The 12,699-nt window shown below is 68.5% G+C and carries 13 protein-coding genes; 6 read left to right on the top strand and 7 right to left on the bottom strand.

Annotated features, from left to right (window positions below; translation table 11 throughout):
- Window positions 1-302: 302 nt before the first annotated feature.
- Both OHA58_RS11240 and OHA58_RS11235 read right to left on the bottom strand, forming a co-directional pair.
- Window positions 303-1,046, bottom strand: a complete 744-nt coding sequence (locus OHA58_RS11240) for a hypothetical protein (protein WP_405478577.1) — start codon at window positions 1,044-1,046, stop codon at window positions 303-305.
- Between the two features lie 102 nt (window positions 1,047-1,148).
- Window positions 1,149-1,415 (bottom strand): hypothetical protein, encoded by a 267-nt coding sequence (locus OHA58_RS11235; RefSeq protein WP_405478576.1) that lies wholly within the window; start codon window positions 1,413-1,415, stop codon window positions 1,149-1,151.
- A 211-nt stretch (window positions 1,416-1,626) separates the two neighbouring features.
- Between OHA58_RS11235 and OHA58_RS11230 the strand changes: the two genes are divergently transcribed.
- On the top strand, window positions 1,627-2,430 hold the full coding sequence (locus OHA58_RS11230; protein ID WP_405478575.1) for a nuclease-related domain-containing protein: 804 nt from the start codon (window positions 1,627-1,629) through the stop codon (window positions 2,428-2,430).
- A gap of 7 nt (window positions 2,431-2,437) precedes the next feature.
- Here OHA58_RS11230 and OHA58_RS11225 read toward each other — a convergent pair whose 3' ends face one another.
- The 3 genes from OHA58_RS11225 to ligD all read right to left on the bottom strand — a co-directional run bounded on the left by OHA58_RS11225 (window position 2,438) and on the right by ligD (window position 5,060).
- Complete coding sequence (locus OHA58_RS11225) at window positions 2,438-3,082, bottom strand: DNA alkylation repair protein (RefSeq protein ID WP_405484903.1); 645 nt, start codon at window positions 3,080-3,082, stop codon at window positions 2,438-2,440.
- A gap of 100 nt (window positions 3,083-3,182) precedes the next feature.
- Window positions 3,183-4,085, bottom strand: coding sequence for a DNA ligase (locus tag OHA58_RS11220; RefSeq protein ID WP_405478574.1), 903 nt, complete (start codon window positions 4,083-4,085; stop codon window positions 3,183-3,185).
- A 90-nt stretch (window positions 4,086-4,175) separates the two neighbouring features.
- Window positions 4,176-5,060 (bottom strand): non-homologous end-joining DNA ligase, encoded by an 885-nt coding sequence (gene ligD, locus OHA58_RS11215; protein WP_405478573.1) that lies wholly within the window; start codon window positions 5,058-5,060, stop codon window positions 4,176-4,178.
- Between the two features lie 194 nt (window positions 5,061-5,254).
- Here ligD and OHA58_RS11210 point away from each other — a divergent pair, with 194 nt between their 5' ends.
- Window positions 5,255-6,409 (top strand): Ku protein, encoded by a 1,155-nt coding sequence (locus tag OHA58_RS11210; RefSeq protein ID WP_405478572.1) that lies wholly within the window; start codon window positions 5,255-5,257, stop codon window positions 6,407-6,409.
- A gap of 103 nt (window positions 6,410-6,512) precedes the next feature.
- Here OHA58_RS11210 and OHA58_RS11205 read toward each other — a convergent pair whose 3' ends face one another.
- Both OHA58_RS11205 and OHA58_RS11200 read right to left on the bottom strand, forming a co-directional pair.
- Window positions 6,513-6,878: a PH domain-containing protein gene (locus OHA58_RS11205; protein WP_405478571.1), complete on the bottom strand. Its 366-nt coding sequence runs from the start codon at window positions 6,876-6,878 to the stop codon at window positions 6,513-6,515.
- 42 nt (window positions 6,879-6,920) lie between these two features.
- Complete coding sequence (locus OHA58_RS11200) at window positions 6,921-7,865, bottom strand: class I SAM-dependent methyltransferase (protein ID WP_405478570.1); 945 nt, start codon at window positions 7,863-7,865, stop codon at window positions 6,921-6,923.
- 201 nt (window positions 7,866-8,066) lie between these two features.
- Here OHA58_RS11200 and OHA58_RS11195 point away from each other — a divergent pair, with 201 nt between their 5' ends.
- The 4 genes from OHA58_RS11195 to OHA58_RS11180 all read left to right on the top strand — a co-directional run bounded on the left by OHA58_RS11195 (window position 8,067) and on the right by OHA58_RS11180 (window position 12,669).
- Window positions 8,067-8,687 carry a TetR/AcrR family transcriptional regulator gene (locus tag OHA58_RS11195; RefSeq protein ID WP_405478569.1) on the top strand — a complete coding sequence of 207 codons (621 nt, stop codon included), beginning with the start codon at window positions 8,067-8,069 and terminating at the stop codon, window positions 8,685-8,687.
- On the top strand, window positions 8,674-9,927 hold the full coding sequence (locus OHA58_RS11190; RefSeq protein ID WP_405478568.1) for a damage-control phosphatase ARMT1 family protein: 1,254 nt from the start codon (window positions 8,674-8,676) through the stop codon (window positions 9,925-9,927). The genes OHA58_RS11195 and OHA58_RS11190 overlap by 14 nt, the downstream gene beginning before the upstream one ends.
- Window positions 9,928-10,455: 528 nt before the next feature.
- Complete coding sequence (locus OHA58_RS11185; RefSeq protein ID WP_405478567.1) at window positions 10,456-11,274, top strand: hypothetical protein; 819 nt, start codon at window positions 10,456-10,458, stop codon at window positions 11,272-11,274.
- A 318-nt stretch (window positions 11,275-11,592) separates the two neighbouring features.
- On the top strand, window positions 11,593-12,669 hold the full coding sequence (locus tag OHA58_RS11180; RefSeq protein ID WP_405478566.1) for a hypothetical protein: 1,077 nt from the start codon (window positions 11,593-11,595) through the stop codon (window positions 12,667-12,669).
- Window positions 12,670-12,699: the final 30 nt, after the last annotated feature.

The following is a 12,699-nucleotide window of genomic DNA, read 5'->3' as shown; positions in this document are numbered from 1 at the left end:
GGTGGCCGTGCTGGTGCTGGTGCTGGTGCTGGTGCTGGTGCTGGCGTCGGGGTCGGGGTTCTGCGCCCTGCGTGTGTGGGTGGGTGCGGGGCCGGTCCGGTATGTCCGTCCTCGCTTGGATGGTTCGGCGTCGGATTTCGTGCGCGTCAGTTGTGTGTGCCGGCTCCGGGCGGACATACCGGCCCGTCCCCTCCCGCTCGGTCGCGGGTGCGGCTGTGTGGGGGGCGGTGTCTGTCGGGCCGTGTACGTGGGCCGGTGCGGGCCGGGTGTGTGGTGCCGTGGTCCCGGGGTCGTGTGTGTCGTCATCGCGTCGGGGCCGATGGGGTTGTTGTCGGGGTTTCCGGCGGGGAGGTGGTGGGGCTGGGCTTGGGGGTCTGGGTTGGGGCTGCGGGTGGGCCTGTGCGGAGGATTTCGTCTCGGGTGGGGAGCATCGCGCGCTGGTGCGGGTCCCAGGACCACGCCGTGCGGTACTCGTAGCCCGGCAGGTCCGCCACCGCCCGCAGGATTACGTCGCGGCCCGCGATCTCCACGCTCACGACCGCGTCCGACGTTCCCATGATCTGCGTCAGTTTGTGGCCCTCGAACGTGTAGCAGCGCACCGCGAGTTGGCCTTTCGGCAGGCGGATCCCCACGACCAGTTCGTCCTTGCCGTCGCCGGTCAGGTCCCGGTAGTACGCCTTCAGCACCGGGCACTTGGTACGGGCCTCCGTGCCGCAATCGTCCAGCCCTACGACCTTGTCCGGGCTCGGGGACGGGCTCGGCGATGCCGCGGCGGCCGCCGCCTGGGTGCGGACGACTTCGACCGGGTTCACGCGGTGAATGTCGTCACCCTTGGCGGTGATGCCCTTCACGACCTCGGTGTGGCCCGAGCCGTAGTTGTCGGCCGCGGCGGACGCCGGCGGCAGTGTGGGCCACAGCCGGGCCGGCCCCACCGCCGTGGACGTCGGACCCGCGCTGCGCAGCTCGCCCGAGTCGCCGCACCCTGCGAGCAGCAGTACCGACGCCGACACGGCGGCGGCCGCGGTACAGGTGCGCCTGGAATTCACTGCACTCCTGCCTGTCCGCGTGCCGGTAGGTCACTCCACTGACACCTTATTGGTGAGGAAGTCCTTTTTATTGACCCACGGGACCGTGCGCACCTCGAACCCTCAGTCGTCGGTGCGCCCGCGCCGGTACATCGAGAACGCGAGTCCCCCCGCGCCCGCCGCCGCCATTCCGCCGCCCGCCGCCACGAACAGCGGGTTCGAGTCGGGTGTGTCGTGGATCCCCTCCGGTGAGCTTTCCGGAGCGGGGGTCGCGTGCCGGTCGGGCTGGGCGTGCGCGAACGCGGCCGTCGGGACCAGGAGCGCGCCGCCGAGAACGGCGGCGACGAAGGTGCCACGGGCCAGCAGGCCTGCTCGACGGGTGGTGCTCACGGAACGTCTCCTCTGCTCTACTCCCGGTGCTGTGCGCTCCACCAGGTGGCGTAAACGCGGACGTCTTTACCGTAAAGAACCCTCATCACGGCAATTCGGCAGCTGTGTAACAGCGGGCCGAAACTCTTCGGGCGGTGGTGTCGCCGAGGGGCCGGACGGCATATTGCCGTGCGGCTCCGGGGCTGTTCCCATGGTCGTGGGGTGATGGTGCATGAGCGGTCTGCGCGTCGTACCGACCTGGCGGCACGGTCGGGAGCGGCTCTACGTCTGCGGCGACGACGGCAGGAACGTCGCCTGGTACGACCGTGAGGCCGGCCGCGTCAATCTGATCAGCGAGGCCCGCCGGGACGCCGTGCTCGACGCCCTCGGGCCCTTCCTGACCGGCCAGGTCACGGTCGGCCCGCCCCCGGTGCCCACCCCGGCCGAACTCGCCCGGCTCGCCCTCCACCCGGACGACGACCTCGCGCCGAACCGGCCCGGCGAGGCGCTCCTTATCGCCGTCGACCGCGACCCGGGCCCGCCGCGGCGGCTGCGCGGGGATCCGCGGCGCCGGGCCCTGGAGGCCGAGCAGTCCGTCGGCGGAGCGCTCGACGCGTTCGAGCGGGCGGGCTGGCGTGCGCTGCACTCCGTGCCGCTGCCCGGCGGCGCCCGCATCCACCACCTCCTCATCGGACCCGGCGGTCTCTACGCCCTGCACACGCTTCCGGCCCGCAAGCAGCGCGTCCGCGTCGCCGACCCGATGGTGATGACCGGCCGCTCGGAGCCGCACCCGCTCCTGCGCCGCGTCCGCGCGGACGCGTCCCGCGCGTCCTTCGCCCTGACCGCGGAGGTCCGCCCGGTCCTGGCCGTGGCGGGCGCCACGACCGTCGAGGTGGCGGCACCCCCACGGGACGTACGCATCGTCCTGGACACGGAACTCCAGTCACTCGCGCGCACGGGCGGCGTCCTGAAACCGGCCGACGTCGAGGCCCTGCACGCGATGGCCCGCGACCGCCACACGTGGCTGCGGGTCTGAGGCCGCTTTACCGGGCTTGCCGGCGGCGCACCATCTCGGTGATCCAGACAGGTGCGAACGGGGACGTGCAGCCGGGGGACGTCGGGTAGTCCTTGAGTACCTGGAGGCGCTCGCCGATGTCCATCGCTCGGGTGCGGCGGTCGGCGTGGTCGATCCCGATCTGGGCCAGGCAGTGGTTCATCGCCCACTGCAGGCGGTCCGGGGCGTCCTTCATCTCCGCCTCGATGACGTCGAGGAGCCCTGAGAGGTCGAGGCCCTCCGGCTTTTTCGCCACGCGTTCCGTGGTCAGCGCCCAGCCGGCGCTCGCGACCACTGGATCCGGGTCGGCCGACCAGGCCAGACGCAGCTCTTCGGCGTGCGGGTTCTTCTTCACCACGTAGTTCACGAGCCAGTCGTGCACCTTGGGCGTGCGCGCCTCGCGCACCATGGCGTCCAGCTCGTCCCGCCCGAACGCCTTCGGGCGGCAGATGAGGAGGGCGAGGAGTCTTGCCGCGGTGTCGTCGGTTTCCCAGAGCCCGCTCGCGAGTTCCTGCTGCGTTTTCAGCCGCTTCGCGAGCGCGCGCAGCTTGCTGAGGTTCACGCCGTGATCGTCGCCGTGCTTCTCGTTCACGGCGCGTGCCTTCGGGTCCTCGAGCTCGGCCAGCTCGGCCATCACCTCGGCGACCGTCGTCCCGGTCAGCGTCGTCTCGGCCACCTCGGCCCTCCCGTCCGTCCCCGCGCGAGATTTCACCCTATGACGACGGAAGGACATCTCATCCGTCGGACCGCACCCGTACGAAACGGATGGTCTCGTGGCGTCCGGCCGCTTGGCGCAGTTCGATGAGGAGGGGGGCGGTGAGCATGCGCACCGGCCCGTGTTCCGGGTGGTGCGTCAGCTGTCCCAAGCGGCCGCGTACCAGCTCGCCGACCTGCCGTGACTGCGTCGGGGTCAAGCGAGGCGACGTCTTCACGGTTCGATCATCCGGGAGTTGTACGAGAAGTGCCTGCGGTCTGTCCAACGGGCCGAAAACGCCGAGGAGTTCCCCGTCCGTCGTGTCCGCATGCCTGATCTTTCTCCATGCCTGGGTTCCTCCTGCCCGATAGGCCGAGCGCAGTTCCTTCGCCACAATTCCTTCGACACCGGCAGCTCTTATGTCACGGAACCAGATATGGGCGGTTTCCTCGTCGAGCGTCGCCAGTACGCGCTGAAGGGGCGGGCCGACGTTTTGCAGCGCGGCACCGAGCAGCTCCCAGCGCTTTTTCAGCGGCAGGGCTCTGACATCGCGGCCTGGGACGGCGAGGATGTCGAACGCCACGTAGGACACCGGGATGCCCGATCGCTCGCGATCGGCGTGGGACCGGAGGAGATCGGCGAAGCTCAGACGCCCGTCGCGATAGGCGCACAGTTCGCCGTCCAGCACGGTTCCTGCGGGCAGACGCTCTCCAAGATATGCGGTAATTTCGGGAAACTCCCGGGCCAGGTCCCTTTGTGAGCGTGACTGCAGGAAGACCCGGCCGCCTTCGAGGATGAAGGCGAGGGCGCGGAATCCGTCGAGTTTGAGGGAGTACTGGAGACTCTCCGGCGTGCCTGTTTGTTCAGGGATTTCGTCCACAGCCTGGGGACGCATTACGTCGACGGGCGGTCGCAGGGCTACTGCCGGCGCGTTTTCGTCCATTCCGTCAGGGTCTGCCCGGCCGACGTGCCGGGTGGGGAGAGGCTCGCCCTTCGCGTCGGACTGTCACCGGGACAGCCCCGGCGCCGCCGCTCACGGCACCCTCCCCGCGCGGTTCAGGTTGATCAGGGGGCCGAGCAGGTCCCCGTAGCGTTCGAGGCGGGGGGCGATGTCGTCGGCCAGGAACGTCAGCTTCCGTGCGTCGGTGCAGGCCTCGACCTCCTCCCACGTCACCGGCGCCGACACGGTCGGCTCCGGGCGGGCGCGCAGCGTGTACGGGGTCGCCGTCGTCTTCGCGGCGGCGTTCTGGCTGAAGTCGACGAATACCTTGCCGGGGCGCAGGCTGCGGGTCATGCGGTGGACGACCAGCTCCGGATGCTCCGCCTCCGCCTCCACCGCGAGGGTCTTCGCGTACGCGCTCACCCGATCGGACGGCGTCGGTTCCAGCGGCACGAGCACGTGCAGCCCCTTGGCGCCGGAGGTCTTCACGTACGAGTGAAGCCCGTCGGCCCTCAGCCGCTCCTGAAGCCAGAGCGCGACCGCGCAGCACTCCACCACGTCCGCCGGTTCCCCGGGATCCAGGTCCAGGATCAGCCGGTCGGCCTGTCCGGGCGCGTCCGCCTGCCACTGCGGCGTATGGAACTCCGTCACCAGATTGGCCGCCCACATGAGTGACGCCAGATCCTGTACGAGGACCTGGCGGGACGGGGCACTCCTCGAATGCGGCACGTCCGCCGTCCGTACCCACGCCGGCATGCCCGGCGGCACGTTCTTGGTGAAGAACCGCTGGCCCTCGGGCCCGTCCGGGTAGCGCAGGAAGGACACGGGCCGGTCGTGCAGGTGTGCGAGCAGGGGCCCGGCGACGGTCGCGTAGTAGTGCAGCAGCTCGCCCTTGGTGAACCCGGCCGCCGGGTACAGCACTTTGTCGAGGTTGCTGAGCGCGAGCCTCCGCCCCTCCACCTCTGTGATGGGCGTCATACGATGAGAATCCCACGGAAATCGATACGACCTGTCCCAAAGGGTTACGGCGGAGGCGCGACGGAGGCGGCGACGGCGGTGGCGGTGGCGGTGGTGGGTGGCCGACGGGTTCGGCTACGGCAGGGCACTACGGGCGGCACGCAGCAGAGCACTACGCAGGGCACACGGCAGAGCACTACGCAGAGAGGGACACCGTGCGATCCATATGGAACGGCGCCATCTCGTTCGGCCTGGTCAGCATCCCGATCAAGCTGGTCAACGCCACTGAGAGCCACTCGATCTCCTTCCGGCAGATCCATCTCGAGGACGGCGGCCGCATCCGCTACCGCAAGTTCTGCGAGCTGGAGGAGAAGGAGGTCACGTCTGCGGAGATCGGCAAGGGGTACGAGGCGGCGGACGGCGCGATCATCCCCATAACGGAGGAGGATCTGGCCTCCCTGCCGATCCCGACCGCGCGGACCATCGAGATCGTGGCCTTCGTCCCCGCCGACCGGATCGACCCCCTCCAGATGGACGCCGCCTACTACCTCTCCGCGAACGGCGTCCCCGCGGCGAAGCCGTACACCCTGCTGCGCGAGGCGCTCAAGCGGAACAAGAAGGTCGCCATCGCCAAGTTCGCCCTCCGGGGGCGGGAGCGGCTCGGCATGCTGCGCGTCGTCGACGACGTGATCGCGATGCACGGTCTGCTGTGGCCCGACGAGGTGCGCGCCCCGGAGGAGGCGGCGCCCGAGACCCAGGTGACCGTGCGCGAGGCCGAACTCGACCTGGCGGACGCGCTGATGGACACCCTCGGCGAGGTCGACATGGAGTCGCTGCACGACGACTACCGTTCCGCGGTCGAGGAGATGATCGAGGCGAAGGCGTCCGGCGAGGGCGTGGTGGAGGCGCCTGCTGCCCCCGAGGGCGGCGGCAAGGTCATCGACCTGATGGCGGCCCTGAAGAGCAGCGTCAAGGCGGCCAGGGAGGCCCGGGGTGACGCGGCCGCACCGGAGCGGGAGGCGAAGGTGAGCCCGGTGACCCCGCTGAAGTCCCGTACGGCCCCGAAGGAGGTCGGCGGGAAGAAGTCGACCTCGACGAAGGCGAAGCCGGCAGCGTCCGGGAGCGGCACGGCGAGGAAGACCACGGCCAGGAAGTCGGCCGCCTCGTCGCGGACGACGGCCGCAGACAAGGCGAGCGCGTCGAAGGCGAGCACGTCGAAGGCGAGTACTTCCAGGGCCGGTACATCGTCCAGGGCCGGTACGTCGAAGGCGAGCGGCTCGAAGGCGGGCGCCTCGAAGGCCACGGCCAAGAAGACGACCGCCAAGAAGTCACCGGCGAAGAAGACGGCGTCGCGCAGGCGGGCGTCTTAGGGGGAGGGCTTCTTAGGAGGAGGGCGGTGGGCCGGCACCTTCGTGCGTGGATACGCATACGTACGAAGGTGCCGCCGCCAGGCCACTGTTGTGGCTGCTGTGCCTAGCGGGCCACGAACTGCGTCAGGATCGCCTGCACCTCGTAGATGTCGACGCCCTTGCTGAACGTCTTCTGGACGGGCGCCGCCGTGCCGGAGATCCAGACCTTGAGCTCACCGTCGAGGTCGAAGTGGCCGGCGGTCTCGACGGAGAAGTGTGTGATGCTGCGGTAGGGGATGGAGTGGTACTCCACCTTCTTGCCGGTGATCCCCTGCTTGTCGACGAAGATCAGGCGCCGGTCGGTGAAGAGGATGGTGTCGCGGATGAGCAGGTACGCGGCCTGCACCTGCTCGCCCTGACCGAACAGCTTGGCGTACTCCTGCTGCGCGCCGACGGGGTCGACGGTGTGCGCGTTTCCGAACAGTGCCATGAGGCCCCCCAGATGGTGAACTCCTGCGTAGGCACAGGATCTTCACACTGTAGGTGAGGTCTTGGCCAGGGGGCGGGCGACCTCTTCCGGATTGTGTGCGGTGACGAGGAATCCGACGCTCTTCATCCGCACCTCGCTGTCACCGTCCGCATCCCCGTCGCCGGCGCGCTCGTACGCGTGCAGGGTGTCCGTGAGGGCGCGATGCGCCAACTCCCTTACCTCGCCGTCGACTTGTTCGGTCAGGTGCCTTCCGGGCCCGGAGCCGAGCAGGAACGCGGCGGCGTCACCGGCGTCCCGCCCCCACAGCCCGTACCCCTCCACGCGCCGTACCTCGACGCCCGCGAACCCGGCGCCGGACAGCACGCCGCGCGTGGCGTCGGGGTCGGCCAGGGAGAACATCCCCGGGCTGCGCGAAGTGTCCCGCTCGCCCGGAGCCCCGAAGTCGCCGACGGGCAGGATGCCGCGCAGCCCGGCGATGGCCCGGAGCCAGTCGTTGCGCTCGGGCTCGGCGGCACAGATGAACGCCAGCCTCCCGCCCGGCCGGAGGGCGCGCCGGATGTTGGCGAAGGCGGCGACGGGGTCGGCGAAGAACATCACCCCGAACCGGCTGATGGCGACGTCGAAGGCCCCGGCGGGGAAGGGGTGGATCTGGGCGTCGCCCCGCTCGAAGCTGACGTCGACCGCCCCTTCCTGCCGAGCAGTCTCCTCCCGAGCAGTCTCCTCGGCCCGGGCCAGCATGGGCCCCGACAGATCGACCCCCAGTGCCCGCCCGTCCGGGCCCGCGCGCCGGGCGGCGAGGCGGGTGGTGGCCCCGGCGCCGCAGCCGACGTCGAGGACCCGCTCGCCTGGGCGGACTGCGGCGGCGTCGAGGAGAGGCTCGTTGAACCCTGCGTTCACGGCGTCCCAGCGGTCCTGGTTGCGGGCCCAGTGCTCACCTTCGTACCCGTTCCAGGCCTGGGACTGATCGACGTTCACGATGTGCGGCACAGCGCTACCCCCTCGTTGCGGCGGACGGGCCGGGTCTAGAATGGGCACCCGCCCATACCAAGTATGGGCACACGCCCAAACTGATGACAAGGGCGTGATCCGGGACGGTCGGCATACGGTCGTACCGAAACCGGACCTGATGGCCGGGCCTGCTGATGGCCGGACCCGGACCTGATGGCGAACCTGATGGGAAGAGGCAGCATGTCCCCGCGCGGAGTGGCGATCCCCGACGTAAGAGAGCGGCTCTTCGACGCGGCGGAGCGGATCCTGGCGCGGGAGGGCCCGTCGGGCCTGACGAGCAGGGCGATCACGACCGAGGCCGGCTGCGCGAAAGGCCTGCTGCACAAGCACTTCGCGGGCCTGGACGAACTCGTCGCGGAACTGGTCCTGGCCCGCTTCGCCGGCACGGCGCGCCTTGCGGAGGATCTCCCGGGCCGCGCGGGCGAGTCCACGGTGGCGGCCAACCTGAAGACGATCGGCTATGCGCTCCTGACGTCCCTGAACCCCACGACGGCGGGCCTGGCGGTCTCGACCCCGGCGGCGTCGCTCCGTATCCGCGAGGCTCTGGAGGCGGGCGCCCCTGGCTTCGACGCGATCCAGCAGTCGATCGCGGACTACTTGAACGCGGAAGTGGAACGGGGCCGCCTCTCCCCGGCCACGGACACGACGGCGACGGCGCTGGCGCTGGTCGGGACGGTCCACCACCTGTTGATGACGACATGGGGAGACACGGCGCGCGATCCGGGCGAACAGACGGAAAGACTGGTGACGATGCTGCTGGGCCCGACGACCGGAGGATCAATCGGCCATGGAGAACGTTGAAGATGTTGACAATCTTGACAATGTTGACGACGTGATCCGGAGCAACGCCCCCGGATCATTCCCGTACAGCGTGCTGCGCGAACGGCACCCGGCGCTCATCCAGCGGGTGCGGGAGGCGTTCCCGTACGACCCGGAGCGGCAGCGGGCACTGGACGCGCTCCTGAGGGAGAGCACGGATCCGGCCGGCGTGATGGAACCGCTGCCGCCGGACGCCCGGGACCGCGAACAGTGGGAGGAGTGGGGGAGCGGCGAGCATGTGGGCGGGTCGTGGTTCGACGCGCCGTTCCTGTGGGCGGAGAGCTACTTCTACCGCAGACTCCTGGACGCGGTCGGTTACTTCGACGCCGCCGGACCGTGGCAGGGCATCGACCCGTTCCGCCCCTTCAAGCAGGCGGAGCTACGGGGTCCGGAGGCGCAGGCGGAACTGACGGCCCTGGACCGCCTCGCGCAGGAACCACCGGAAACCCAAGCCCGGGCCCTGCTCCACGGCTCCCTCTGGGGCAACAGAGCGGACCTCGGCTTCCAACTCACCGCGAACGCCACCGACACCCCCACCACCCCCCTCCTGGCGGACGACTCGGAACATCTGTGGTCGCTGCTGCCGCCGGGGGCCGGGAACACGGTCCACGTGGTGGCGGACAACGCGGGCCGCGAACTGGTCCCCGACCTCCTCCTCATCGACCACTTCCTACGCCACGCACACGCGGAACAAGTCGTCCTCCACGTAAAGCCACACCCGTACTACGTCTCCGACGCGACCCCCATGGACGTAATCGACGCCCTACACCACCTGAAGCAAGCCCCGGGCGAGGCGGGCAATGCGGGCGAACGCCTATGGCACGCAACCTCAACAGGCCACCTGCAACTCCGCACGCACCCTTTCTCCTGCGCCCCACTGCCGTACGCCGCAATGCCGGACGACCTGAAGAAGTCATTCGAGACAGCCACCCTCACGATCCTGAAGGGCGACCTGAACTACCGCCGCCTGGTAGGCGACCAACTCCGTCCCCCCACAACCCCATTCCCCGCGTGCACGTCCTACTTCCCGACCCCCGTAGCGGCCCTGCGCACCCTCAAATCAGACGTAATCGTGGGCCTGGACGAACAAACGGAGCGCACGCTGAACGAATCGGAACCCGAATCCTGGCGAACAACGGGAACGCATGCGGTGATCCAGGTACGGGCTGGTGACGACGGCAGGCGTGCGAGCGGAGCGAGCCTCGATGAAGTGATGAAGTAGGGAATCCCTTTCCGCGCATGCTCGGGTGGGCTGTTGCCGGGTGTTGGCGCGGCTGTTCACCGGCTCTGTGGCCTCTGGTGTTCGGCTGATCTTCAGGGCGTGCGGCACGTACTCGGGGCCTACCGAGACGGGGTCCTGGGCCTCGCCGTAGACGAAGTACTCCCCGTCAGCGACCCATGCGTCGGCAGTCCTGTATGCGTCGATCCAAACCGTCACGCTGTGCGACTCCGCTGTCGTTGAGGTCGGGCGTAGATGTCAGCACGTCACAACTATCAACCTCCGCCGAACGGGGTTCGGCGAAGCGACATCTTCGACGGGCACCGCAACGGGTGCGATCTCCCTCTTTGGATACCGAGGGCTCGCGGCGTACGCGTGTGAAGCGCTGCTGGAGAGGATGAATGAGTGATCGGGAGGCACGACACGGGCGCCTGGCGGAAGGTCCATCCCGTGCGCATGTACGTTAAGTAGTCATTGCATTGCAATAGGTAATGCAGCTCTGCACTGCAGACGCACGGAGGGCAAGATTTCATGCGCATGCTCCAGAAGGTCATGATCGCCGCTGCAGCGGTCGGTGGTCTGGTCGCTCTCTGCTCGGGAAGCGCCTATGCCGCCAACTACAGCGACTCCGGCTACGGAGGAACTCAGCCATTCGTCGCTGGTTTGTTGGGCGACGTCACCCCGCAAGCGCAGCAATCGGCGGAAAAGAAGAGAGATGCGCGGGAGAAGAAGGCGTCGAAGGGTGTAAGCCGGACGGCCGCGTGGCAGGCGAACGCGCAGACGGGGCACATCCTCCGCACCGTCAGCCTGCTGGACGGGCACTTGGAAGTGCCGCGCCAGCTGGGCGGGACCACCGACGGGACGAACCAGAACAACCAGGTAATTAGTGCCTTTGGTGGCGTCAACCAAAACAATCAGGTAATTAGCGCCTCCGGTGCCGTAAATCAAAACAATCAGGCAATTAGCGCCTCCGGTGGCGTCAACCAGAACAACCAGGCAAATGGCGGTTCCGGTGGCGTCAACCAGAACAATCAGGCAAATGGCAGCTCCGGTGGCATCAACCAGAACAATCAGGCAAATGGTGGCTCTGGTGGCGTCAACCAGAACAATCAGGCAAATGGTGGTTCTGGTGGCGTCAACCAGAACAATCAGGCAAATGGCAGCTCCGGTGGCATCAACCAGAACAATCAGGCAAATGGTGGCTCTGGTGGCGTCAACCAGAACAACCAGGCAAATGGCGGTTCTGGTGGCATCAACCAGAACAACCAGGTAAACGGGCCCAGGATCGCGTTCGCGCCGGCCATCCGGCAGTCGTATCTGCAGCAGACGCAGACTGTGCCGGGCAGCTGAAGACGCCGGCCCTGCCGATCGGCTTCGGCAACGCGAACCCGTCACGGTCTCGTGGCGGGTTCCGTCGGTTTCGGGGTGGGATCTGGCGAATGGGCCTCGGCCCTGCCCCCCCGGGGGGGCACGTGGCATCGAGCGTAAGCATGGCGCTGATGTGAGGCGATGCGGTGGGGCTAAGCCGTGAGAGCCGGCTGCAGCAGATGCTTGTCGGCGAAGGCCACCAGTCCCGTCACGCCGGCGTCACGCGACGGTGATGCCCGGCGCCCCACGATGACTGGGACAGGCAAGCGCAACCCCGCTTTCACATGTAAGGAAGCCACCATGGTGACAAGCATCCGGCGTCGCATTCCTCGCCTGATCGGCGCATCCGGCCTGGCCGCGACACTTGCCCTCGGGGCAGGCGCGGCGACCGCCACAGCAGCACATCAGGCGGCACCGAAGGCAAAGGCCTCGACTGCGGCACCGAATCTCTGCGGCAAGCAACCCAGGCCGAACGTCTGCCCCTCGCGGGTTAACCAGGGCAACCAGGCCGTCGGGAACACCGGCAGGGTGAACCAGGGTAACCAGGCTGTCGGGAACACCGGCAGGGTGAACCAGGGTAACCAGGCTGTCGGGAACACCGGCAGGGTGAACCAGGGTAACCAGGCTGTCGGGAACACCGGCAGGGTGAACCAGGGTAACCAGGCTGTCGGAGGCACCGGCACGGTGAACCAGGGTAACCAGGCGATCGGGGGCACTGGCGGCACCAACCAGGGCAACCAGGCGATCGGGAACACCGGCGGGACGAACCAGGGTAACCAGGCTGTCGGAGGCACCGGCACGGTGAACCAGGGTAACCAGGCGATCGGGGGCACTGGCGGCACCAACCAGGGCAACCAGGCGATCGGGAACACCGGCGGGACGAACCAGGGTAACCAGGCTGTCGGAGGCACCGGCACGGTGAACCAGGGTAACCAGGCGATCGGGGGCACTGGCGGCACCAACCAGGGCAACCAGGCGATCGGGAACACCGGCGGGACGAACCAGGGTAACCAGGCGATCGGGGGCACTGGCGGCACCAACCAGGGCAACCAGGCGATCGGGAACACCGGCGGGACGAACCAGGGTAACCAGGCTGTCGGAGGCACCGGCACGGTGAACCAGGGTAACCAGGCCGTCGGGGGCACTGGCGGCACCAACCAGGGCAACCAGGCGATCGGGAACACCGGCGGGACGAACCAGGGTAACCAGGCTGTCGGAGGCACCGGCACGGTGAACCAGGGCAACCAGGCGATCGGGGGCACTGGCGGCACCAACCAGGGCAACCAGGCGATCGGGAACACCGGCGGGACGAACCAGGGTAACCAGGCCGTCGGAGGCACTGGCGAGACGAACCAGGGCAACCAAGCCATCGGATAGTAGTAACCCCGGCTGCGGGCTGAACACACC

This window comes from Streptomyces sp. NBC_00009, assembly GCF_045040855.1.
GTDB classification, from domain to species: domain Bacteria; phylum Actinomycetota; class Actinomycetes; order Streptomycetales; family Streptomycetaceae; genus Streptomyces; species Streptomyces aureus.
Note: the sequence above shows the minus strand (reverse complement) of the source record. Positions and strands in the feature narration are given on the sequence as shown.